The 22,137-nt window shown below is 68.2% G+C and carries 22 protein-coding genes; 6 read left to right on the top strand and 16 right to left on the bottom strand.

Features of this window, described 5'->3' with window-relative positions; genetic code table 11:
* The first annotated feature begins 35 nt into the window (after window positions 1-35).
* The gene (gene eccE / locus DMB37_RS25670) at window positions 36-1,688 is read left to right on the top strand and encodes a type VII secretion protein EccE (protein WP_135234855.1); all 1,653 of its coding nucleotides are present in this window, start codon (window positions 36-38) and stop codon (window positions 1,686-1,688) included.
* A gap of 177 nt (window positions 1,689-1,865) precedes the next feature.
* On the opposite strand, the gene DMB37_RS25665 is transcribed toward eccE, so the two are convergent.
* The gene (locus DMB37_RS25665) at window positions 1,866-2,426 is read right to left on the bottom strand and encodes an NADPH-dependent FMN reductase (RefSeq protein ID WP_135234854.1); all 561 of its coding nucleotides are present in this window, start codon (window positions 2,424-2,426) and stop codon (window positions 1,866-1,868) included.
* A gap of 45 nt (window positions 2,427-2,471) precedes the next feature.
* Here DMB37_RS25665 and DMB37_RS25660 point away from each other — a divergent pair, with 45 nt between their 5' ends.
* On the top strand, window positions 2,472-3,305 hold the full coding sequence (locus tag DMB37_RS25660; protein WP_135234853.1) for an NAD(P)H-binding protein: 834 nt from the start codon (window positions 2,472-2,474) through the stop codon (window positions 3,303-3,305).
* 125 nt (window positions 3,306-3,430) lie between these two features.
* Window positions 3,431-4,444: a GAF domain-containing protein gene (locus DMB37_RS25655; RefSeq protein WP_240771654.1), complete on the top strand. Its 1,014-nt coding sequence runs from the start codon at window positions 3,431-3,433 to the stop codon at window positions 4,442-4,444.
* 127 nt (window positions 4,445-4,571) lie between these two features.
* Here the strand turns inward: DMB37_RS25655 and DMB37_RS25650 are convergent, their stop codons facing one another.
* Together DMB37_RS25650 and DMB37_RS25645 are read right to left on the bottom strand one after the other, a co-directional pair.
* Window positions 4,572-5,585, bottom strand: a complete 1,014-nt coding sequence (locus DMB37_RS25650) for an NAD(P)-dependent oxidoreductase (RefSeq protein WP_135234851.1) — start codon at window positions 5,583-5,585, stop codon at window positions 4,572-4,574.
* Between the two features lie 33 nt (window positions 5,586-5,618).
* A complete protein-coding gene (locus DMB37_RS25645; RefSeq protein WP_135234850.1) occupies window positions 5,619-6,428 on the bottom strand; it encodes an S-methyl-5'-thioadenosine phosphorylase in 810 nt (269 codons plus the stop codon).
* 280 nt (window positions 6,429-6,708) lie between these two features.
* On the opposite strand from DMB37_RS25645, the gene DMB37_RS25640 reads away from it, so the two are divergent.
* Complete coding sequence (locus DMB37_RS25640) at window positions 6,709-7,035, top strand: metal-sensitive transcriptional regulator (RefSeq protein ID WP_135234849.1); 327 nt, start codon at window positions 6,709-6,711, stop codon at window positions 7,033-7,035.
* A gap of 174 nt (window positions 7,036-7,209) precedes the next feature.
* On the opposite strand, the gene DMB37_RS25635 is transcribed toward DMB37_RS25640, so the two are convergent.
* The 5 genes from DMB37_RS25635 to DMB37_RS25615 form a co-directional block, all read right to left on the bottom strand.
* Window positions 7,210-8,127: a TAXI family TRAP transporter solute-binding subunit gene (locus tag DMB37_RS25635; protein WP_135234848.1), complete on the bottom strand. Its 918-nt coding sequence runs from the start codon at window positions 8,125-8,127 to the stop codon at window positions 7,210-7,212.
* Window positions 8,128-8,287: 160 nt separating this feature from the next.
* Window positions 8,288-9,715 (bottom strand): HAMP domain-containing sensor histidine kinase, encoded by a 1,428-nt coding sequence (locus tag DMB37_RS25630; RefSeq protein ID WP_135234847.1) that lies wholly within the window; start codon window positions 9,713-9,715, stop codon window positions 8,288-8,290.
* A gap of 13 nt (window positions 9,716-9,728) precedes the next feature.
* On the bottom strand, window positions 9,729-10,388 hold the full coding sequence (locus DMB37_RS25625) for a response regulator transcription factor (RefSeq protein ID WP_135234846.1): 660 nt from the start codon (window positions 10,386-10,388) through the stop codon (window positions 9,729-9,731).
* 50 nt (window positions 10,389-10,438) lie between these two features.
* A complete protein-coding gene (locus tag DMB37_RS25620; RefSeq protein ID WP_135234845.1) occupies window positions 10,439-11,848 on the bottom strand; it encodes an MFS transporter in 1,410 nt (469 codons plus the stop codon).
* A gap of 217 nt (window positions 11,849-12,065) precedes the next feature.
* A complete protein-coding gene (locus DMB37_RS25615) occupies window positions 12,066-12,896 on the bottom strand; it encodes an LLM class F420-dependent oxidoreductase (protein WP_135234844.1) in 831 nt (276 codons plus the stop codon).
* Window positions 12,897-13,066: 170 nt separating this feature from the next.
* Between DMB37_RS25615 and DMB37_RS25610 the strand changes: the two genes are divergently transcribed.
* The gene (locus DMB37_RS25610; RefSeq protein WP_135234843.1) at window positions 13,067-13,513 is read left to right on the top strand and encodes an Hsp20/alpha crystallin family protein; all 447 of its coding nucleotides are present in this window, start codon (window positions 13,067-13,069) and stop codon (window positions 13,511-13,513) included.
* 67 nt (window positions 13,514-13,580) lie between these two features.
* Here DMB37_RS25610 and truA read toward each other — a convergent pair whose 3' ends face one another.
* From truA to infA, 8 genes are all read right to left on the bottom strand, one after another.
* Window positions 13,581-14,447: a tRNA pseudouridine(38-40) synthase TruA gene (truA, locus tag DMB37_RS25605; RefSeq protein ID WP_135237827.1), complete on the bottom strand. Its 867-nt coding sequence runs from the start codon at window positions 14,445-14,447 to the stop codon at window positions 13,581-13,583.
* Window positions 14,448-14,557: 110 nt separating this feature from the next.
* Window positions 14,558-15,082, bottom strand: a complete 525-nt coding sequence (gene rplQ / locus DMB37_RS25600) for a 50S ribosomal protein L17 (protein WP_107654204.1) — start codon at window positions 15,080-15,082, stop codon at window positions 14,558-14,560.
* Window positions 15,083-15,134: 52 nt separating this feature from the next.
* Window positions 15,135-16,193 carry a DNA-directed RNA polymerase subunit alpha gene (locus tag DMB37_RS25595; RefSeq protein WP_014981770.1) on the bottom strand — a complete coding sequence of 353 codons (1,059 nt, stop codon included), beginning with the start codon at window positions 16,191-16,193 and terminating at the stop codon, window positions 15,135-15,137.
* Between the two features lie 102 nt (window positions 16,194-16,295).
* Entirely contained in the window at window positions 16,296-16,901 is a 606-nt protein-coding gene (gene rpsD, locus DMB37_RS25590; RefSeq protein WP_107654203.1) for a 30S ribosomal protein S4, read from the bottom strand.
* Window positions 16,902-16,923: 22 nt separating this feature from the next.
* Window positions 16,924-17,337, bottom strand: coding sequence for a 30S ribosomal protein S11 (rpsK, locus tag DMB37_RS25585; protein WP_040731638.1), 414 nt, complete (start codon window positions 17,335-17,337; stop codon window positions 16,924-16,926).
* 10 nt (window positions 17,338-17,347) lie between these two features.
* Entirely contained in the window at window positions 17,348-17,722 is a 375-nt protein-coding gene (gene rpsM / locus DMB37_RS25580) for a 30S ribosomal protein S13 (RefSeq protein ID WP_014981767.1), read from the bottom strand.
* Window positions 17,723-17,939: 217 nt separating this feature from the next.
* Window positions 17,940-18,053, bottom strand: coding sequence for a 50S ribosomal protein L36 (gene rpmJ / locus DMB37_RS25575; protein ID WP_011207363.1), 114 nt, complete (start codon window positions 18,051-18,053; stop codon window positions 17,940-17,942).
* 265 nt (window positions 18,054-18,318) lie between these two features.
* Window positions 18,319-18,540: a translation initiation factor IF-1 gene (infA, locus tag DMB37_RS25570; RefSeq protein WP_003418601.1), complete on the bottom strand. Its 222-nt coding sequence runs from the start codon at window positions 18,538-18,540 to the stop codon at window positions 18,319-18,321.
* Between the two features lie 318 nt (window positions 18,541-18,858).
* On the opposite strand from infA, the gene DMB37_RS41425 reads away from it, so the two are divergent.
* Window positions 18,859-22,050: a MinD/ParA family protein gene (locus DMB37_RS41425; RefSeq protein ID WP_240771653.1), complete on the top strand. Its 3,192-nt coding sequence runs from the start codon at window positions 18,859-18,861 to the stop codon at window positions 22,048-22,050.
* Window positions 22,051-22,137 lie beyond the last annotated feature (87 nt).

Below are 22,137 nucleotides of genomic sequence, written 5' to 3'. Positions count from 1 at the left end.
ATTATGGGCCGACACCGGGTACTTGGGGGACGACGATGGCGGAACCTGCCGGGGCGGGACCACGGCCGCTCCTTGGCCGAATCTCGCTGCAGAATCTGTTGATTGCGCAGGTGATCGGCTTCATCGCGGGGGCGGTTGCGTTGATTGCCGGCCTGCAACCGCTGATTGCCCTCGGGGTGGGCATCGTCGTCGCACTGATTCCACTGATTCCGATCGCCAAGCGCACCGTGCTCGATTGGATCGCCACCTGGTGGCGCTACCTCACCAAGCGGGATTACACGATCGGCCAGACCGTCGACTTCCGCGGCGCCGACGGACGTTCGCTCGGGCTGTACTGGGACGGCAGCCGAGTTGTGACGGTCGTCGAGGTGCTCGCCCCGCCCGGTGGGCTGACCCGGATCGCCCGCAACACTGTGCACGCCTCGCACCTGCTGCCGCTGCCGGAACTGGCGAAATGCCTGAATCAGCATGACATCCTGCTCAGCGGCATCGACATTGTCAGCCACGGGCACCGCAGCCGATCCGGCACCCCCGCAGGGAAGATCTACGAATCACTGCTCGGTCCGCTGCCCGCCACCGCACATCGCACCGTCTGGCTGGCGATCAGCTTCGACGCGGTCGCGTGCCCGGAGGCTGCGGCCCGGCGCGGCGGCGGCGCGGAGGGCGCGTCGCGCGCGGTCACCATCGCGACCCAGCGCATCATGCGCACGCTCGAAGACGCCGACTGCAACGCCCGCATCCTGACCGCACCGGAAATCCGCAAGGCGGTCCTGCAGATCACCAGCGGTTTCGATCCGCGCACCCTCGAACATCGGTGGCGCTACGCCGAAATCGGCAACAGCGTGAACATCGGCATGGCCGTCGACCCGAAGCGACTCGGCTCGGATCTGCTCGCCCAGCTATGGGTGGCGCCCTCGCGCGGCACCACGGTGGCGGTGCGGCTGCGGCCGGGTAGCTCGGCGGAGTCGGTGAGCATCGGCGCCGCGTGGCGGCTGACCGCGCGCGAACTGCCGGAGCGCCACAAACTCGCGGGCATGGTGTCGATGAACGGTCGGCATCGCGACGGGCTGCTCGCGCACCTGCCGCTCGCCGTGCCCGGCGTGGACGCCACCGTCCCGATGAGCGAATACCCGATCGACGTGATCGATGCGCTGCACCTGCCGTCCTCGGGTTGCGGTCAGCTGATCGGCTCCGACGACGAAGGCAACGGCGTCGCGGTCCGCATTGTCGGCGCGGGTATCTCGACCGTCTATGTGGCCGGGGAGCTTTATCTCGCACAACAATTGGTGTTCCGCGCGCTCGCGGTCGGCGAACGTATTTTGATCCGCACCGACCGGGCGCACGCCTGGGAGAACCTGGTCACCACCATCGGCAACCCGGAACGCCTGACCCTCGCGGTCGAAACCCACCAGTCCGACGCGGGTTTCACCGCGACCGTGGTGGACGGTGTCCTCGCGCCCGCCCCGCACGCGGGTGTCACGACCATCTACGTGACCGGCGACCCGATGGGCTGGCCCGCCACCCGTCCCGACCTGTCCATCCACCAGCCTGCGGCGATAGGCAACCACGTCATCCTGCGCACCGGCACCGCGCAGGTCGACCTCACGCTGGTCTCCATCCCCCGCGAAGCCACCTACATCGGGCACCCGCGCGGCCGTCGCGGCGCACCGGTCGGCGCCACCGGCTGACGCCACTGGTCGGGATTCTCGATCTGCTGCTCGGATCGCGCGTCGTACGACCGCCGCATCTTCGGTTCCGCCCCATACGAAATTGCCAGCGGCCCGCTGATGAATGCCTGGCCGACAACCGCTTACAGCACCGGCGCGCATGTGACAGCCGAACCGATCGGGTGCGGGATGTGGTGGTCAGCCCGGGTAGGGGTCGACGTTCCGCGCTACCCGCAAAGTTCTTGCCCACCAGGACAACTGGCGGAGCATGCGGGCGGCGGCGTCGATGGCGGCGCCGTCCCGTGTTTCTCCGGCGGAATCGAACTGCTTCTTGGCCTGGTGGAAGCTGACGGTTTCGCGGATCGAGACCATGTGGATCTCGGCCACCACCTGACGTAATTGCTCCACCGCGCGCAGGCCGCCGGAGAGCCCGCCGTAGGAGACGAAACCGATCGGCTTGGCGCGCCATTCGTGTTTCGCCGTGTCGAACGCGGTCTTCAGCGAGGCCGGGTACCCGTGGTTGTACTCGGAGGTGATCGCGACGAAGGCGTCCGCGGCAGCCAGCCGGGCCCGGTAGTCGGCGACCTCGGGGGTCTCGGTGAGGTCGGCAGGCAGCGGGGTGTCCGCGAGATCTATGACGCCCGTGTCGAACTCGTCATGCGCGCGTAGTGTGCGCAGGAACCAGTCGGCGACCACCGGAGCGAACCGCTCCGGACGCACGCTGGCCACGATGACCTCGAGCCGCAACGGAGTGTCCATCGCGTGAGCTTAACGCGCGCGGGGCGGGCCGAAAGGAAGAAGAAAATGATCTTGGTAACCGGCGCCACCGGAAACATCGGTGGCGAGGTGGTGACGGCGCTGCGCGAGTCCGGCACGCCGGTGCGCGCGCTGGTGCGCGATCCGGCGACGGCCACACTGCCTGCGGGTGTCGAGGCGGTGACCGGCGATCTGAACCGGCCGGAGACCATGGTCGATGCCCTCGACGAGGTGCGCGCGCTGTTCCTGCTGCCCGGCTACGACAACCAGGCCGACCTGCTGGACCGCGCGAAAAAGGCCGGGGTGCAACGGATCGTGCTGCTGTCGAGCGCCTCGGCGGCACTGCAGGATCTGGACAACGCCGTCTCCCGCTACATGACGCTGTCCGAGCGGGCGGTGCGCGAATCCGAACTGGCGTGGACGTTCCTGCGACCGCGCTCGTTCATGTCGAACGCACTGCGCTGGCTGCCGCAACTCGCGGCCGGTGACGTGGTGCGGGTGCAGTTCCCCGATGTCCGGTTCGGCGCGATCGACCCCGCCGACATCGCCGCCGTCGCCGCCGTGGCGCTCACCGGCGACGACCTCGACGGCCGGGCGCTCGAACTGACCGGCCCGCAGGCCCTGCTGCCCGCCGACCAGATCGCCATCCTCGCCGCGACTTTGGGCCGGCCGCTGGTCGCGCAGGGGCTGAGCACCGAGGAGACCAGGGCGGAACTCAGCGCGGCCATGCCGCAGCACTACGTCGAGGCCTTCCTGAGCTTCTTCGCCGACGGCACCCTGGACGAGGCGACGCTGCACCCCACCGTGCAGGAGGTCACCGGCCGCGCGCCACGCACCTTCGAACAATGGGCGCGGGCGCACGCCGCCGCCTTCACCGGCTGAGGCGGGTAAGCGGACCCTGTGCACGGTCGGCCTCGGCGAGTCAGGCACGATATGCACTGGCTATCAGCCTGACCGTGGCATAGGGTTCGACTCGGGAGGGGGGATTTGTGATACTCGGGCGCTGGTTGCTCATCGAAACGCTCGGACACGTCGACACCTGGTCGCTGCTCGCGGTCGGCACGGCGCCCCGGGAATGGAAGTCGTTCCAGCGCGCCGTTTCCACCCGATTACAGCCCCTCATCGCCACCGCCTACACCACCGGCACGGTCGTCGACCAGCAACTGCCACAGTCCCGGCACGACTGGTCGGGCCAGCGCATCGTGGTGGTGCCCCTGCACGGGCCCGACGACCGGGTACATGCCGTCCGGCTGTGGGTGGGCACCGGCGATCCGCCACCGCCGGTCGGCGTCGCCGCGTTCGGGGTCGACGCGCGAGCCCGGCGGATCGAAGCCCTCCCCTACGACCTCGGACCGCATTTCGAGGACGGCCGCATCGTCTGGATCGGCGCCGAATCCTTCGAGCTGATCGAACGTTTCGACGGCGCACTCGATCTCGTCGCCACCCTGGCCAGATCGACCCCCGGCGATCGGTGGCTCGACACGGCGACCGTACGTGCGCGGACCGGTCCGCGCACGCTGCTGCTCGCCGCGCGCAACCCCGACGAGAACCGGTACCGCTGGCTGGGGCTTGCCGTCGATGTCACCGATAGTGTTGCGCCCCAGCGTAAATCATTCGAGGCAGCGACCTTGGACCTGCTGCGCGGTGCCCAGCCGAACCTTTATCTCGCCATCGTCGACCTGGCCCAGGTACGGCTGATCCGCTGGGTCACCGAGCCGGTACCCGGGTTGCGCTGGGGTCGCGGTACCGACGAGCGCACCGTGCCACACCCCGCCGATCGGGAACGAATAGTCTGCGCCCGCAACGACATCCGCTCCGGTGCCGAGCGAGTCACGCTGGCGGCGGTACGGATGGCCACCGACACCGGGGACTGGCTCGTCGCCGACCTGGAGGCCTCACCGCTGCCCGGCGGAACGACGGGTGCGCCGGCCCCCGAATTCGCCTTGGTTCAGCTGGAAATCATCGAAGACCCGCAACCGGAGGAACCGCCGGCCGCTGATCAACCGCCCGCACCCGAGTGAACCACCGACCATCACCCGCAAACCGGTGAACGGTCGGTCGCCCATTAACCACCCGCCAACCCGAGGGACCGTCGGTCACACACCTGGCGAGCAGTCGGCCGTCGACCGGCTGCAAACCTTGCGGTCGTCAGCCTGCCGCAGCCTTCGCCGGTACAGCCACGAACTCGGCCAAGCCCTGCTGCGGTGCAACTACTGCGGTGAAACCCAATGTGCGCCTGGCCCGTTCGGGATCGGCGACGAAATGGCGGACATCGCCGATCCGGTATTGCCCGGTCACCACCGGCGCGGGACCACCACACGCCTTCGCCATGATCGAGGCGACCTCCCACAACGTGATCGCCCGCCCGGACGCGATATTCAGCGGAACGAACCCGGGCAGCGCCCGCTCGACCGCCGCGAGCACAGCCACCGCGGCGTCGCGCACGTGCACGAAATCGCGGACCTGCCCGCCATCCTCGAACACATGCGGTGCCCGCCCCTCATCCAGCGCGGCCCGCACCTGACCCACCATCCCGGCCCGCGCGCCTACACCGTAGACCTGGTGCATCCGCAGCGCGGTCACCGCGCCGCCGACCTGCAAACCCCAAGCGAAGGCATAGTTTTCCTGCGCCACCTTGCTCGCGCCGTAGCTCCCGCGCGGGCGCAGCGGCGCGTCCTCACCCACCGGCTCCCAGGTCAGCACGTCGCCGGTGCGCGGAGCGCGATGGTCGAACATGCCCCGATCCAGATCCGCGCGTCGGCGCAGCCCGGGGAAGAACGGCCCGCCACGCACGCTGCGGTAGCGGCCCTCGCCGTAGACGCTGACCGATGACGCGAGCACCAGGCGGTGCACCTTCGTCCGCTCCATGGCGCCGAGTAGCGCGGCGGTGCCCAGATCGTTGTGTGTCGCGAAGTCGGCCGGACCGGCGCCCGCGGTGACCGCGGCGAGATGGCAGACGACGTCGATGCCCGCGAGCAGCGGCGCGAGCGCGTCGGCGTCGCGCACATCGACCCGCGAAACACCGTCCGGCGGCTGCGCGTCCGGCCCGTGCACGGTGTCGAGCATCAGATCGATGCCGACTACTTCATGACCCGCGGAAGACACGACCTTGCACACGTGTGTTCCGAGGAACCCGGCCGCGCCGGTGACCAGCACTCTCATTCACCGCACCCTTGTTCGGCACCCCCGCATGGGTCAGGGTAACTCGAACGGGAGCGACACTCCGGTATGAACGCGGCACCGATCGCAGGTGTCGGTCTCGGTGACCGCGGCCACCGAGCGGCGGATCAGGTCCTTGAACGGCACCAGGTTGCGCTTGAACTCGGCGAAGACATCGACCGCGTGCACGCCGGTACCCTCCTCCAGACCCGCATCCAGATCGGTCACCAAAGCGACTGCGGCGTAGCACATCTCGAGTTCCCGGGCGAGCACGGCCTCGGGGTGTCCGGTCATGTTCACCAGGTCCCAGCCCTGCCCGGCGAACCAACGGCTCTCCGCCCTGGTGGAAAACCGGGGGCCTTGGACGACGACCATCGTGCCCGCGCCCTTCATCGGCAGCACATCGTCGGCGGATTTGATCGTCGCGGTACGAAGGTCATCGCAGTACGGGTCGGCGAAGGAAACGTGCACGCCACCGCCGTCGAAATAAGTCTGCGGACGGCCGGAGCTCCGGTCCACCAGCTGGTCCGGGACCGCCACCGTGCCGGGACCCCAGTCCCCGCGCAGGCTGCCGACCGCGCAGGGCGCGAACACCCGCCGCACCCCAAGTGAACGCAACGCCCACATGTTCGCCTGGTACGGCAAAGTGTGCGGAGCGAACTCGTGACTCTTGCCGTGCCGCGGCAGGAAAGCGACCGGGCGCCCCTGCACCTCGCCGACCGCGATCGGCGCACTCGGCGCCCCATACGGGGTCTCTACCTCGACGTGCGTCGCCTCGTTGTCGAAGAAATCGTAGAAGCCGCTGCCGCCGATGACGGCGAGCGCGGGCCTGGCATGCGAACTCATGCCCCGATTCTCCCGTCCCCGGGGCGTCCGCTGATCAACGGGTACCGCAACTCTGAGCGCACGCCAGGTAGAGCCTTGTCGGTGCACTCGGCCATGATGGCGGGCGGGGTGCTCGTGGTCGGCGGCCTCGCGCCGGTTCGCGGCGGTGCCGAACATCGGGCCGCTGCTCGGCCGCCTGGCCCCGTGGAACAGGCGCTAACCTGACAAGTCGGGCGGAAAACTGTACCCTAGGGGGGTATGAATTCCGGTTCGACCGTAGACCGGCAGCCAGCGAGGAGACATGGTGACATCCAGCCCCCAGGACCACGCCGCGCACGATCACGCCGCGCACGGCTACATCACCGCGAAGGACGACTACCTCAAGCGGCTGCGCCGGATCGAAGGGCAGTCGCGCGGACTGCAGCGCATGGTCGAGGAGGAGAAGTACTGCATCGACATCCTCACCCAAGTTTCCGCGATGACCAAGGCGCTGCAGGCGGTGGCGATGGGGTTGCTCGAGGATCACATCAGTCACTGCGTGGTCGACGCGGCGGTGGCGGGCGGGCCGGAGGCGGAAGCCAAGATCAAAGAAGCCACCGACGCCATCGCTCGGCTGGTCCGGTCCTGACCGTCACGCGCTGAGCCGTTGAAACACAGGCCAGCCCTGCACAGCGGCTGCGACCGCGGCATCCCCGCACACAGCCGCACACTCTTCGACAAAACGCACGCGTGTTGGTGCGGCAAGTCGGTGTGCGGGAAAGCAGAAGGTGTGCGGCTGGGTGCTGCAGCAAGCCGCCGGAGGCTAACCGTGCCAGCGGCGATAGACCTCGGCGGCGCCGGGATGCAGTGGCACAGGGGCGGTGCCGATGAGGGAACGACCGTCCAGGAATTGGGTGCCCGCCGCTTCGGTGGGCACCAGCGAATCAGCCTGGTACACCAGGAGTTCGACGATCGCCGCGGCGACGTCCTCGGGCATGGACGCGGCGGCTAGCAGCAGGTTCGCCACGCCGATGGTGTGTACGGCGGCACCACCGGGGTAGGCGTCGGCGGGGATCTCCACTCGGTCGTACACCGGTCCGAAGCGTTCGCGCATCGGCACAGCGAGGTCCCCCATGTCGACAAGTCGCATGCGTGCGGGGATTTCGAGCACGCTCGTCGGCACGCCACCGGCCCACAGCAACGCGTCCACTTCCCCCGCTGCCAGCTCCGCCATCGCTGCCCGTAATGGCCGATGCGAAACCTGCACGTCCACTTCGGGATTCAGCCTGGCCACGCGCAGGATCCGGTCACCGGTCAACGCCGCACCGGACCCGTCGGCACCGAGATTCACCCGGGTGCCGCGCAACTGCGCGACGCTGCCGATCGCACTGTCCGACCGCACCACCAGCTGCAGGTAGTTCTCGTACACCCGACCGAGCGCCAGCACCCGATCGGTGGTATCTCCCACCGAATCCGACAGTGCCAGCGCGGCATCCACCTGCCCGCCCGCCAGCATCGCCAAGTTCTCCTGCGACCCCGACGTGGTGACCCGCTCGATCCGCACCTCACCCTCCTGCGCCGCAGCGGCGGCGAGCAATCCCGTGAACGCGTAATAGAACCCGCCCACCTCGCCCGAAGCCAGCCGTACGACCGGCCCGCCCCCACTCGGCCCACACCCGGCGATGCTCGCCGCAGCCACGCCGGTCAGCGCGAGAAATCCCCGCCGCCCCATCGTCACCATGGCGCCACCGATGTTCGGTACTCGCCCACCGTGCCGAGCATCGGTCGCCGGTTCCGGCGTTCGGTTAGGCGCGCCTCGCCGAAAGCCGCCGAATACGGACTGCGGCACCGAGCCGACAGCGCACTGAATACCGCCCGCATCAACAAGTTCCACTGCACCGTCATGGCCGCTCCGCCGGCAGCCTGATGTGGACGGCCAGGCCGTGTGGGTAGACCGCTTCGACGGTTAGGGTCCCGCCACGGGCTTGCGCGAGGGCGGCGGCGATCGGCAGGCCGAGGCCGGAGCCGCCGCTGACGGCGGTCGAGCCGCGGAAGAAGCGGGTGGTGAGCCGGTCGATCTCGTCGGCGGGCACACCGGCACCGTCGTCGTGGACGGTGAGGGTGACCCAGCCGGGTTCGCCCGCGACGGTGAGCATCGTCCGTGCACCGGATCCCGCGTAGCGGCACGAATTGCTCAGTGGCACATCGAGAATCTGGGCGAGCGCGTCGGCGGAGACCGCAACGTCGGCGTGTTCGAGCGACGGGCCGATCCGCAGTTCCTGCCCCGCCGCGTCGTACGCCGAGCACCACGCGTCGAATCGGTCGGCGACCACCTGGACCGCGTCGCAATGGTTCTCGTCCGCAGCGAGCCTGGCCGCGTCGAAGGCGGCGGGCGTTTCGGCGACGGCGAGGGTGAGCAGGCCGTCGAGCAGCGCGGTCAGCCGCTCGACCTCGGCCGCGGCGCTGCGAAAGGTGTTCGCCGCCTTGTCTGGTATCGCGGGCTCCAGCGAGTCGAGTCGAATCGTCAACGCGGCCAGCGGGTTCCGCATGGCGTGCGCGGTGTCGGCGACCAGCTGGCGTTGCGCGTCCACCGAGTCGGCGACAGCCAGTGCCATAGCGTCGAAAGACTCGGCGACAGCACGCATTTCGGGTGGCCCGCCGTGATGAGTGGCGATCGACGCCGGGCTTTTCGCCGCGACCGTCTCGGCCCGCGGCTTGGGCAGTGTCGCGGTGAGATCGGCGACGGCGTGCGAGAGCGCACCGAGCGGCCGCAGCACCCAGCGGCTCAAAGTCAGTGCGAGCAAGGTGAACAGCGCCATCGCGATCACCCCGCCGAGCACGATCAACGCCCAGGTGCGGGCGATGTCGGCGCGGGCCCGCGCGGTGGACGCCTGGATCACCACGGCGCCGCTCACCTGTACCCCGGTGCCGACGGGGCGCGCGACCAGCATGGTCGGCGCACCCCACGGGGTCAGTTGAGCCACCGCATGCGGGCGTTGATTGCGCCGCGCCGCCGCCACCGCGGCAGCGATCTCCGGGTCGTCGATGCTCGCGCCACCGTTGGCGGTTGTCGCCCCTTTCGCGTCGACCACCAGCACGTTTTCGCCGTACAGCTCGTGATAGCGGCCGACCTCGTCGGACAGCGCCCGGCTATCTCCCGAGGTCGAGGCGGCCGCGGCGAGATTCGCGAACCGGTCGGCGTCGCCGGAGCGGGCGAGCACCAACTGCTGGGTCCGGCTCGTCGCCACCGTCAACGACAGCGGCACGGCGAACGCCAGCACCGCGATCGCGGCGAACACGGTCAGCGCGATGAGTAGGCGGCGCCGCATGGCCTGCCCCCGGTCATTGCCCCCACCGATACCCGTAGCCGCGAATGGTGGTGATCAGTCCCGGCCGATTCAGCTTGGCGCGCAACCCGGTCATGTGCACGTCCAGCGACCGGGACACCGCGACGAACGCGTCGCCCCAGATCCGGTCCATCAGCTGCTGGCGGCTCACCGCGGCGCCCGGCCGCTCCACCAGCGCCTGCACCAGCTCGAATTCCTTCTGCGTCAACGTGATCGGCGCACCGGCCACCTCGACCAGGCGCGCCTGCAGATCCACCCGCACGTCGCCGGTGACCACCACCGCCTGCGCCGGTTGCGCCGCGGCGGCCGCACGCCTGGTGACCGTTTCCAGTCGCGCCATCAATTCCGCGATCCGTGGCGGCTTCACCAGATAGTCGTCGGCGCCGCCACGCAACCCGCGCACGATCGAACGCTCGTCGCTGCGCGCGGTAAGGATGAGCACCGGCACCTGACTCACTTCGCGCAACTGCCGCAGCACCTGCAGCCCGTCCCCGTCGGGCAGCCCGAGATCGAGAATGATCGCGTCGTAACCGCGGTGCGCCATCAGAATGTCCGCGCCGCGCCGTTTGCGCTCCGCCCGGTAACCACGGGCGTTCAGCGCCTCGACCAGCGCGTCACCGACGCCGTCGTCATCTTCGACCACCGCAAGCCGCACGCGCCGATCCTCCCACGATGGGCGAATCGACGCGTGCGCCGGGCCGTCGGTCACGCAGTGGTGAGCCGACGTTCCGGCTCGGCCGTCCCGACACCGGTCCCAGTTCCGGCGTCGGCGGCGGTCTGTTCGGCTTCGATGGTCGAGGAGGCCGAGGTCTCCCGCATGAACAGGTAGGTGAGCAGCGAGATGGCGATGCACCCCGCGACGTACCAGAAGTAGACCGACTCGTGGCCCGCCTTCTTCAGCGTCAAGGCGATCGTTTCGGCGGTGCCGCCGAAGATCGCGACGGTCAGCGCGTACGGCAGGCCGACGCCGAGCGCGCGGATCTTGGTCGGGAACAGCTCTGCCTTCACGATGGCGTTGATGGAGGTGTAGCCGGTGACGATCACCAGCGCGCCCATCATCAGTGCCCACGCGCCGATCGGATTCTTGGTCTGCCCGAGGATCGTCATGATCGGCACGGTGAGCAGCGTGCCCGCGACACCGAAGAAGATGAGCAGCTTGCGCCGCCCGATCCGGTCGGACAACGCGCCCGCCAACGGCTGCAACACCACGAACGCCAGCAGGGCGAAGAAGTTGATCCAGGAGACGGTCTCCTCGGGGATGCCGACGGTCAGCTTCATGTACTTCTGCATGTACGTCGTGTACGTGTAGAAAGCCACGGTGCCGCCGAGCGTCAAGCCGACCACCAGCAGACATTCGCGGGGGTACTGCATCAGCATCCGCAGCGAGCCGCGCGGCGCGGTGCTCGACGCGGTGACCGCGTCGCCCACGCTGTTCACCAGCGGAACCGACTCGGCCGCCGCCGCTTCGAACTGCGCCGACTCGTCCATGCTGCGCCGCAGCCACATCACGATGAGCGCGGCGGCCGCGCCGATGACGAACGGGATGCGCCAGCCCCAGTCGTACATCTGGGCCTTGTCGAGGAATTGCTGCAGGATGATCTGCACGCCCAAGGCGACGAGCTGGCCGGCGACCAGCGTCACGTACTGGAAGCTCGAGTAGAACCCGCGCTTGCCCGCCGAGGCCACCTCGGACAGATACGTTGCGCTGGTGGCGTATTCGCCGCCGACCGACAGGCCCTGCAGCAGTCGCGCCAGCAGCAGCAGGACCGGCGCCGCGATGCCGATCGTCTGGTAGCCGGGGGTCACCGCGATCAGCAGCGAGCCACTCGCCATGACCGTCACCGACAGGGTCAACGCGGAACGCCGCCCATACTTGTCGGCGTAACGGCCGAGCAGCCAGCCACCGAGCGGGCGCATCAGGAAGCCGACGGCGAACACCGCGGCGGTGGACAGCAGTTGCGCGGTCGGATCACCGGACGGGAAGAACGTTTTCGCGAAATAGATGCTGAACGCGGCGTAGACGTACCAGTCGTACCACTCGACGAGGTTGCCGATGGATCCGCGCAGCACGTTCGCGACGACCCGCCGCTCGCCCACGGGCTTTGTCGTAGTCACAAGATCTCCTTCTTCGACGCATCAGCGCGTCAGCCGAGACCGAGTGTGTCTGCTGTCACAGCGGCAAGGGAATGCCCAGAGCCCCTTCCTAACAGTCCCTTAGGAGTGTCACGGCTCTCCCCCGATCCAGGCGCGGTGGAGACCTTTTACCCAAAGCACCTCGCACAAGGTTGCGGCCTTGTGCGAGGTGCGATTCAGCAGTTTGCGGCTGTGCTGCTCAGCCGCGGCCGTTCAACAGCGGCGCCAGCGTGCGCAGGCCGTCGAGGTAGTCCTCGTTCAGCACCTGCAACGCAACGTGGTTGCCACCGGCGTCCAGGTGCGCGGTGAGTTCGGCGGCGACGTGCTCCGGGCTGCCGTGCGCGATGACGGCGTCGAAGACGCGGCTGCCGGGGTCGGCGAGTTCCTCGTCGGTGAAGCCGAGCCTGCGCAGGTTCGAGGCGTAGTTCGTCAGGCCCAGGTAGAACCCGACGGTCCCCTCTGCGACGGCATGGGCCTGCTGCGGGTCGTCGGTCAGTACGACCTTGTGCTCGGTCGCGAGCAACGCGTCCGGGCCGATCTCCGCCCGGGCCTGTGCGGTGTGCGTGGACGGCACGAAGTAGGGCAGCGCGCCCAAGGACCGCTGCGCGGCCAGCTTCAGCACCCGCGGGCCGAGGGCGGCCACGGCGCGGCGCTCGGCAGGCACGTCCAAAGCGTCCAGCGCGTCGAGGTATTCGACCAGCGCGTCGTAGGGCTTGCGGTACTCACCGGTGTGCTCCGGATGCCCCGCACCGATGCCGAGCAGGAAGCGTCCGGGGAAGCGCGCGTCGATCCGGTGGAACGACTCCGCGACCTCCTTGGCGGGTACGGCCCAGATGTTCACGATGCTGGTGGCCACCTTGATCGTCTCCGTCGCCGCCAGCAACGGCTCGACGGTCGACAGGTCGGCGGGCGGCGATGCGCCGAGCCAGAGCGTCCCATAGCCGGATTTCTCCAGCTCCTGCGCGTCTTCCGGGCTGAAGAGGTTATACGCCCGCCATACACCGAATCGTCCGAGGCCCTCGATTGTCATGCTTTGCGGAACCACCGTGCCGCCCTTCCTATTCCGGCCGGAGATCGACAAAAATTCCTGCCCCGAATCGTTAGCACTCTCTGGTCGAGAGTGCTAACTTTGGTGGTGCACAGCTACCGGCGCCTACCGCGGTGGCAGGCGTCGCCACAGGTGAAATGGAGGTGATTGCTGTGCTGAGGTTCGATCCATTCCATGACATGGACACCGTCGCGCGCCAGCTGCTCGGTGAGACCGCGGGTTCCTCCCGCGCCCCGCGCTTCATGCCGATGGATCTGTTCAAAGCGGGTGACCACTACGTCCTGCACGCCGACCTGCCCGGGGTCGATCCCGGCTCGGTGGATGTGAGCGTGGACAACGGCACCCTGACCCTGCGTGCGCAGCGCAGCGCACCCAGCGAGGAAGGCGTCCAGTGGATCGCCTCCGAGCGCTTCGCGGGCAATTTCATGCGCCAGATCAGCCTCGGAGACAACGTCGACGCCGACAAGATCAGCGCCACATACAACAACGGCGTGCTGTCGGTGACCATTCCGATCGCCGAACGGGCCAAGCCGCGCCGCATCGAGGTCGCCAGCGGATCGTCGCAGCAGAAGACGATCGAAGCCGGATCGTCCAACTGAACGACTCGGCGCCCGCGCCGCAGCCGGCTGCCGGTTATGCGGCGCGGGCGCAGTGTCGGCTGGGAATTCAGCCCCCGCAACAACTTTCGCCCGACGGCACGGTACGCACTTCCCTGGTCTGCGCGTTGCGCGCGGCCAGATCCGCGTCGGCAGGATAGTCGACGGCGATCAGGCTCAGACCGTGCGCGGGAGCCACGGTGACCGAGCTGGAGCGCTCGGTCTCGTTCAGCAGCCCGCCGACCCAGTCCGGCGTGCGGCGTCCCTCACCCACCGCAAGCACGGCACCGACCAGGCTGCGAACCATGGACCAGCAGAAGGCATCCGCGCTGACATACGCGGTGAGCAAATCGCCGTCGCGTTCCCAGTCGAAGCGCTGGAGTTCCCGCACGGTCGTCGCACCCTCGCGGCGGCGACAGAAGGCCGCGAAATTATGCAGGCCCAACAGCTTTCGAGAGGCCGCGCGCATCGCCTCGATATCGACGTCGTGGCGGCAGCCCACGATGCTGCGCGCCTGCAGCGGTTCGGCGCCGTAGGGGGCGGTGGTCAGCCGGTACGCGTAGTGCCTGCGGATCGCCGAGAAGCGGGCGTCGAATTCGGCCGGGACGAGGCGAACATCCTTGATCCGCACATCCTTCGGCAGGAAGCGCGCCAGCCGGTGCACCAGCTTGGCCGGGTCGAGCTCGGCGGTCGTATCGAAGTGTGCGACTTGACCTTCGGCGTGCACGCCGGCGTCGGTGCGACCCGCGACGGTCAGCTGCACCGTTTCACGGAACACCTTGCTCAGCGACTCCTCCAGCACGCCCTGCACGGTGCGCAGGCCGGGCTGGCGCGCCCAGCCGGTGAAATCCGTTCCGTCGTAACTGATGTCGAGGCGGAACCGGGCCGAAACCTGCGCCGGCTCAGCCGAGTCCGACGACGAGCTAGCCGACAGCATCGAGTCCTCCGCGCTCACTTCGATCTCCTGGTCAACGAACGAACCCGCCGACCCGCGGAAAGCGGGCGGCGGGCTCGATCAGAAAACTCCGACGCGAACGTCGGGCATCCTCAGGCCTTGTCTTCGGTGGCCTTTTCGTCGGCAGCCGGGGCCTCGACCTCAGCGGTCTCGGCAACAGCGTCGTCGGCCTTGTCCTCGACAACCTCAGCGGCCGGGGCCTCTTCGGTCTTCTTGGACGAGGCGACACGGCGAGCGCGGTCGGCCTCGTTGGTCACGGTCTTCTCCCGGACCAGCTCGATGATGGCCATCGGCGCATTGTCACCCTTACGCGGCAGCGTCTTGGTGATGCGCGTGTAGCCGCCCTCGCGACCCTCGAACGAGGGGCCGATCGTGGCGAAGAGCTCGTGCACGACGTCCTTGTTGCGGATCACCTTGAGCACCTCGCGACGGTCGGCAAGGGTGCCTGCCTTCGCCTTGGTGACAAGCTTCTCGGCGTAGGGACGCAGTGCCTTGGCCTTGGACTCGGTGGTCGAAATTCGACCGTGCTCGAAGAGCGCCGTCGCCAGATTGGCGAAGATCGCCTTCTGGTGCGACGCCGACCCGCCGAAGCGAGCACCCTTCTTGGGCTTGGGCATTGTTGGTTCTCCTTGTGTGAGGCCGGGCCGGGGTGCCTACCCCGCGTCTGGCCTAGAGCTGTTCGGTCTCGGCGTAGTCCTGCTCGCCACCGTCGGTGTCACTGAACGTGCCGCTGTCGCTCCACGTTCCGGTGCTCGCGTCGTAACCCACTACAGACGAAGGATCGAACGACGCCGGGCTGTCCTTGAGCGAGAGGCCGAGCGCGTGCAGCTTGACCTTGACCTCGTCGATGGACTTCTGGCCGAAGTTGCGGATGTCCAGCAGGTCCGACTCGGTGCGGGCGACGAGCTCGCCCACGGTGTGCACACCCTCGCGCTTGAGGCAGTTGTAGGACCGGACGGTGAGGTCCAGGTCCTCGATCGGCAGACCGAACGAGGCGATGTGGTCCGCCTCGGCCGGCGAAGGGCCGATTTCGATGCCTTCGGCTTCGACGTTGAGCTCACGGGCCAGGCCGAAGAGCTCGACCAGGGTCTTGCCCGCCGAGGCGAGCGCGTCCCGTGCGCTGATGGAGTTCTTGGTCTCCACGTCCAGGATCAGACGGTCGAAGTCGGTGCGCTGTTCGACACGGGTGGCCTCGACCTTGTAGGTCACCTTGAGCACCGGCGAGTAGATCGAGTCCACCGGGATCCGGCCGATTTCCGCACCGGACGCCTTGTTCTGCACGGCGGGGACGTAGCCGCGACCGCGCTCGACAACGAGCTCGATCTCCAGCTTGCCCTTGTCGTTCAGGGTGGCGATGTGCATGTCCGGGTTGTGCACGACGACGCCGGTCGGCGGCACGATGTCACCGGCGGTGACGGTGCCGGGGCCCTGCTTGCGCACGTACATCGTGACCGGCTCGTCCTCCTCCGAGGACACGACCAGACCCTTGAGGTTCAGGATGATGTCGGTGACATCTTCCTTAACGCCCGGGACGGTGGTGAACTCGTGCAGCACGCCGTCGATACGAATGCTCGTGACCGCGGCCCCCGGAATCGAGGACAGCAGGGTACGCCGCAGCGAATTGCCCAGGGTGTAACCGAAACCCGGCTCGAGCGGTTCGATGGTGAACTTCGAGCGGTTCTCGGCAACGACCTCTTCGGTCAGTGTCGGACGCTGTGAAATCAGCATTTAGGATCATCCTCCTGTTTGGGCGCCCGCTATTTGACGCCTCGTTTTAGGGGTTGTGCATGATCTGCCGGTATCAGCAGATCACGCACCGTGTAGCAGCGTTTACTTCGAGTAGTACTCGACGATGAGCTGTTCCGAGAGCGGCACATCGATCTGGGCGCGCTCGGGCTGCTGGTGCACCAGGATCCGCAGACGGCCCGGGATGACCTGCAGCCAGCCGGGAACCGGCCGGTCGCCGACGGTCTCGCGCGCAACCTGGAACGGCAGCGTGCCCAGCGACTTCTCCTTGACATCGATGATGTCGTACTGGGTCACCTGGAAGCTCGGAACGTTGACGCTCCGGTTGTTCACCAGGAAGTGGCCGTGGCTGACGAGCTGGCGAGCCTGACGACGGGTACGGGCCAGACCGGCGCGGTACACGACGTTGTCCAGGCGGCACTCGAGCAGACGCAGCAGGTTGTCACCGGTCTTGCCCTTGAGGCGGTTGGCCTCTTCGTAGTACCGACGGAACTGCTTCTCCATGACGCCGTAGGAGAAGCGAGCCTTCTGCTTCTCCTGCAGCTGGAGCAGGTACTCGCTCTCCTTGATCCGCGCGCGGCCGTGCTGGCCGGGCGGGTACGGACGACGCTCGAACGCCTGGTCGCCGCCGACGAGGTCGACGCGCAGACGACGCGACTTGCGGGTGATGGGGCCTGTATAACGAGCCATTTTTTATCTCTTTCCTTTCCCGCTAGACGCGACGACGCTTGGGCGGACGGCAGCCGTTGTGCGGCTGGGGGGTGACGTCGGAGATCGTGCCGACTTCCAAGCCCGCGGCCTGCAGCGAACGGATCGCGGTCTCGCGGCCCGAACCCGGGCCCTTCACGAAGACGTCGACCTTCTTGACGCCGTTCTCCTGCGCCTTGCGGGCAGCGTTCTCGGCGGCGAGCTGCGCGGCGAACGGGGTCGACTTGCGCGAACCCTTGAAGCCGACGTGGCCCGAGGACGCCCACGAGATGACGTTTCCGGCCGGGTCGGTGATCGACACGATGGTGTTGTTGAACGTGCTCTTGATGTGTGCGTGGCCGTGCGGGACGTTCTTCTTTTCCCGGCGACGCGACTTCTGGGTCTTCTTGGGGCCGGAGGCCCTGGACTTCGGAGGCATCGGTTATCCCCTACTTCTTCTTGCCGGCGACGGTGCGCTTCGGGCCCTTGCGGGTGCGCGCGTTGGTCTTGGTGCGCTGACCACGCACGGGCAGCCCACGACGGTGGCGCAGACCCTGGTAGCAGCCGATCTCGATCTTGCGACGGATGTCGGCCTGCACCTCGCGGCGCAGGTCACCTTCGACCTTGAGCTCGGGCGAGCTCTCGATGTAGTCACGCAGTTGCGTCACCTGATCGTCGCTGAGGTCCTTGCTGCGCAGGTCCGGGCTGACGCCGGTGGCCGCGAGGATCTCCTTGGAGCGGGTACGGCCGATGCCGTAGATGTAAGTCAGCGCGATCTCCATGCGCTTTTCACGCGGGAGATCAACGCCCATGAGACGTGCCATGTGGCAGGTTCCTTAGCTGTTGCGGAGGTCTGCTCCCTGTCCGTCCCCTCGTCTTGGTGGGGCACCGGCCTCCGTACCGGTGGTTGGCACACACGCCTTCCGAGCGAACCCGGAATACCGCAGCGTGCGGCTGGAGCTGGGAGTTCTTCTTTAGTTGGCCAAGCCGATCAGTGATCGGTGCCCGGCTGGTGATCGACGGAGCGCTAGCCCCGCTTGATCAGCCCTGGCGCTGCTTGTGGCGCAGGTTGTCGCAGATCACCATGACCCGACCGTGACGGCGGATCACCTTGCACTTCTCGCAGATCTTCTTGACGCTCGGCTGAACCTTCACGTCCGTCCAATCTTGTTGTGGTTCACACGGGTGTGAACACAGTTTTTCCCCAGCTTTTCGCTGGGGAAGTCTGTTGTGCCGCTCTGTCGAGCGACGGCTCTTCGCTCCCGCCTCAACTGGCGAGATCCCGCCCTACCGGGCCCCGTGCGGGGGTCCGGTAGGGCGAAGCCCGCCGGGCGGGGTGTGGGGGTTGCACCCCCACAAAACACCAAGTCAATCGACCACCGGCAAGCGCTCTCCGCGAGCAGAGATCGCCCGATTCGATTTACTTGTAGCGGTAGACGATCCGGCCGCGCGACAGGTCGTATGGGGAAAGCTCGACGACCACGCGGTCCTCGGGGAGGATACGAATGTAGTGCTGCCGCATCTTCCCGCTGATGTGCGCGAGAACCTTGTGACCGTTCTCGAGCTCGATCCGGAACATCGCATTGGGCAGCGGCTCGACAACTCGACCCTCGACCTCGATGGCCCCGTCTTTCTTCGCCATGTCCTCCGCGATCCCGGTTACGCTCAACCTGGTTTGTTTGGCTTGTTTCTGCTTACATGGATCAATCGGCCGAAACTGACCGACGACATGCAAACAGTCGGCGCATAGGTGCACCGCCGCTCCAGCTTACCGGTACCGGATGGTTCCGGCAAAAATGGGTGTCGGTGGTAGCTCCCGCCGGTACTCTTTCCGCCCCGATCAGAGCATGAAATCGAGGGCCGCAGCGCCCTGGCCTCCTGCCCCTCTGCGGTGTCCGGACGTCGCGTAAACTGACCGCTGTCCAGGTATTAGAGGGTCGAGCAGATCTAGGGGGATGTGTTGAGCCGCAATAATGACGGCCTCCCCATGCTGCCGCCGTGGCTATCCGAGAGTGATGTCACACAGGTCGGCTACGAAGCGCCGGTGCAGAACCTTCCCTCGGACGACGTGATCGACGAGAGACCCAGCCGCCGACGTCAAGACAAGAAGCGCAAGGGTTGGCGCCGGGACAAGAACGACAGCCCGGCCACCGAAGAGCAGCAGCCCGAGGCCGGCCCGCACGGTCGCACACCCGATGCCGGTTCCCGCTCGCCGGAGCCACCGCAGCCCGATACCCCGCGCGCGGACCCGTGGCGTCAGCCTGGACTGGATGCCTACGTCCAACCGCGCACGGATGACGTGTGGCAGGCCGGTCCGCCGCAACGTACCGAAACACCGCCGCAGCGTCCGGAGGCACCGGCTGCGCGTACCGAGGCACCGCCGCAGCGCACCAGCGGACCCGCACAGGGACTGCCCACCCGGAACCCCGGCCCGCCGCCCCCGGCCTTCCAACCGCTGGGCAGCCGCGCCGGAACCGAGCCGCCCGTCTCGAACGACCCGACCATCCGGCACCAGCCCGCCCGGCCCGATCTGCCGCCGCCACCGGCACTCCCGGATCCGCCGCCGCAGGCGTCCACCGCCATTCCGGACGCGCCGCCGCAAGCCTCGACCAATGCGCCACAGGCACCCGCGGAGCGTTACGCGCAGCCCGATGGCCCGCCGCCGTGGCTGGCCGGACCGCGGCCCGAGCAGGCGACGACCGCACCGCCACGTCGGCCACCGCTGCCGGATCCTCCGCCGTTGCCCGATCCTCCACCGGCGCAAGGCGGCTCGTCGACGGCTCCGTCCGCAGAACAGACACCGCAGCCACGACCGGACGCACCGGCACGCGGACAAGAACCGCCTGCCGCGAGCCGGGTATCGCGGCCACCGGGCGACAACGCCGCCGAACGACCGGGCGCGCCGACGCCTTCGGCGCCACCCGCCCGTCCCGGGCCGCAGGATCAAGGCCGCGCGCCCGGTGACAGCGCCGTTCCCCCGGCGGCGGCCGTAACCGGTCCGCAGGGACGTGCGCCGCAAGCAACCCCTCGTGAGCAGCCGGGCGCGGAGCACGTTGCCGGTGCAACGACACCTCCGGCCGCCCAGCCGGGTCAGGAACTGCCGAGTCGTGCGCCGGCCGCGGGTTCGGCACCGTCGAGCCCGACCTCGGCAGCGGGACAGTCGGCACCCGGCGATACCGTCGGCGGGCCTGAGCGCGGCCCGGGTGCCGTTCAACCAGGTGCGAACGGTACCGCGGTACCGCCGCTGCCCGCCCGACCGGCCGAACCTGCCACACCGGGCACCGAACGCCCGGAATCCGGTCAGCCACAACGCGACAACTCGCTGCAGGCACCCGGTTGGGTGCCCTCTTCCAACACCGGAGCAACCCGGTCGTCCGCCAGCGGGCGACACCGCTTGCCCGCCGAGATCGACGGACTTCCGGGTGTGCCCGAGGAGTCTGCGCAGCGGCCCGGCGCGCAGCCGCAACCCCGGAATGACCTCCCGCAGCCGCCGGTTGGGCCGTACGCACCGGTGAATCAGAGCGGACCTGGCGGCCCGACCGGATACCCGCCGCAGGCGACCGGCGGTCAGACCCCGACCGGCGGTCAGGCCCCGAGCAGTGAGCAGCCCGCACCACCCGCGCCGAGCGAGCCGTGGCGCAACGCTGCGGCACCGGTGTGGGCAGACGAATCCGTCAGTCGGCCACCGTCGGTCGGCGGGCAGGCACCCGGCAGCGAACAGCCAGGACCGCCCGCACCTAACGTCCCGTGGCTCAACCAGGCAACACCGGCAGCCCAAACCCCGGGCCGCACAGCACCATCCGCCGGTGGGCAAGCACCGGTCAGCGAGCAGCCCGGCCCGCCGGCACCCGGCGTTCCATGGCACAACCAAGCTGCACCAGCAGGCCACACAGCACCATCTGCTGGCGGACAAGCACCTGGCAACGAGCAGCCCGGCCCGCCCGCACCCGGCGTTCCATGGCACAACCAAGCTGCACCAGCAGCCCACACCCCAGCCCACACAGCACCGTCCGCGGGCGGACAAGCACCAGGCAACGAACAGCCGGGACCACAGGCGCCCGAGGGTGCTTCGCGTGCGCCAGGCGGGTTCGCCGGACCGCAGGTAGGTGGCCAGGCGCCGGGTGGGACACCGCCCGCACCGCCGCAGCCGCCGGGCCAGTGGGGTCGTCCGCCGGGACCGGTCGGTGGTCAGTACCAGCCGGGCGTGCAATACCAGTCGGGGCCGCCGCCATCACTGGACGATGTGCCGATGCGCCGGGCCAAGAAGTCGCCCGGCAGCGGCTGGCGTAAGGCCGTGCATCACGTGTCCGGTGGCGCGATCAATCCTGGGTTGTCCGCGGAGGAACTGCGGTTGCAGGAGCTGGTCGCCCGGATCCGCCAGCCCGTGCGCGGCGACTACCGGATCGCGACACTGTCCCTGAAGGGTGGTGTCGGAAAGACCACCACCACAATGGGTATCGGCTCGATCTTCGCGTCGATCCGCGGCGACCGGGTGATCGCGGTGGACGCCAACCCCGACTTCGGCACGCTGTCGCAGCGGGTGCCGCTGCAGACCAGGTCCACCGTGCGCGACCTGCTGCTCGACCCGTCGATCCAGCGCTACTCCGATGTCCGCAGGCACACCTCGCAGGCCACCAGTCGCCTGGAAGTGCTTGCCAGCGAACGCGATCCGGCGGCGTCGGAGGCGTTCAGCGAGGAGGAGTACCGTGCGGTCGCGCGGATCCTGCAGCGCTTCTACAACATCATCCTGACCGACTGCGGTACGGGACTGATGCATTCGGCGATGTCGGGCGTGCTGGATCTGGCCCACTCACTGGTGCTCATCTCCTCCCCCGCGATCGACGGCGCCCGCAGTGCCGCAGCGACTTTGGACTGGCTGTCGCTGCACGGACACGATCACCTGGTCCGTAACGCGGTGGTGGTGATCAACTCGCCGCGCGCCGGATCACCGAATGTCGGCATCCAACAGCTGCGGGAGTACTTCCTGTCCCGTTGCCGCGCCGTGCACATCATCCCGTTCGATGCGCACATGTCCGAGGGCGCCGAGATCGATCTGCACCGCCTGCACAAACACACCAAGCGCGCCTACGTCGAACTCGCCGCCACCATCGCCGACGATTTCGCCACCGATCACCGCCGCTACCAACCTTGAAACACCCCCGTGTCACACCGTCACGTGACAACTGAGTTGCCAGGCCTTGGGCTGCTGATCGAGCAGAGTCATATGGTCGCCAAGAAA

Origin of the sequence: Nocardia sp. CS682, assembly GCF_004634405.1 — a bacterium.
Lineage (GTDB): Bacteria > Actinomycetota > Actinomycetes > Mycobacteriales > Mycobacteriaceae > Nocardia > Nocardia ninae.
Note: the sequence above shows the minus strand (reverse complement) of the source record. Positions and strands in the feature narration are given on the sequence as shown.

Bases quoted from the DNA above. Each gene is read 5' to 3' on its own strand.
- eccE (WP_135234855.1), top strand. From the start codon at position 36: ATGGCGGAACCTGCCGGGGCGGGACCACGGCCGCTCCTTGGCCGAATC.
- DMB37_RS25665 (WP_135234854.1), bottom strand. From the start codon at position 2,426: ATGGACACTCCGTTGCGGCTCGAGGTCATCGTGGCCAGCGTGCGTCCG.
- DMB37_RS25660 (WP_135234853.1), top strand. From the start codon at position 2,472: ATGATCTTGGTAACCGGCGCCACCGGAAACATCGGTGGCGAGGTGGTG.
- DMB37_RS25650 (WP_135234851.1), bottom strand. From the start codon at position 5,585: ATGAGAGTGCTGGTCACCGGCGCGGCCGGGTTCCTCGGAACACACGTG.
- DMB37_RS25645 (WP_135234850.1), bottom strand. From the start codon at position 6,428: ATGAGTTCGCATGCCAGGCCCGCGCTCGCCGTCATCGGCGGCAGCGGC.
- DMB37_RS25640 (WP_135234849.1), top strand. From the start codon at position 6,709: ATGGTGACATCCAGCCCCCAGGACCACGCCGCGCACGATCACGCCGCG.
- DMB37_RS25635 (WP_135234848.1), bottom strand. From the start codon at position 8,127: ATGGTGACGATGGGGCGGCGGGGATTTCTCGCGCTGACCGGCGTGGCT.
- DMB37_RS25630 (WP_135234847.1), bottom strand. From the start codon at position 9,715: ATGCGGCGCCGCCTACTCATCGCGCTGACCGTGTTCGCCGCGATCGCG.
- DMB37_RS25615 (WP_135234844.1), bottom strand. From the start codon at position 12,896: ATGACAATCGAGGGCCTCGGACGATTCGGTGTATGGCGGGCGTATAAC.
- truA (WP_135237827.1), bottom strand. From the start codon at position 14,447: ATGCTGTCGGCTAGCTCGTCGTCGGACTCGGCTGAGCCGGCGCAGGTT.
- rplQ (WP_107654204.1), bottom strand. From the start codon at position 15,082: ATGCCCAAGCCCAAGAAGGGTGCTCGCTTCGGCGGGTCGGCGTCGCAC.
- DMB37_RS25595 (WP_014981770.1), bottom strand. From the start codon at position 16,193: ATGCTGATTTCACAGCGTCCGACACTGACCGAAGAGGTCGTTGCCGAG.
- rpsD (WP_107654203.1), bottom strand. From the start codon at position 16,901: ATGGCTCGTTATACAGGCCCCATCACCCGCAAGTCGCGTCGTCTGCGC.
- rpsK (WP_040731638.1), bottom strand. From the start codon at position 17,337: ATGCCTCCGAAGTCCAGGGCCTCCGGCCCCAAGAAGACCCAGAAGTCG.
- rpsM (WP_014981767.1), bottom strand. From the start codon at position 17,722: ATGGCACGTCTCATGGGCGTTGATCTCCCGCGTGAAAAGCGCATGGAG.
- infA (WP_003418601.1), bottom strand. From the start codon at position 18,540: ATGGCGAAGAAAGACGGGGCCATCGAGGTCGAGGGTCGAGTTGTCGAG.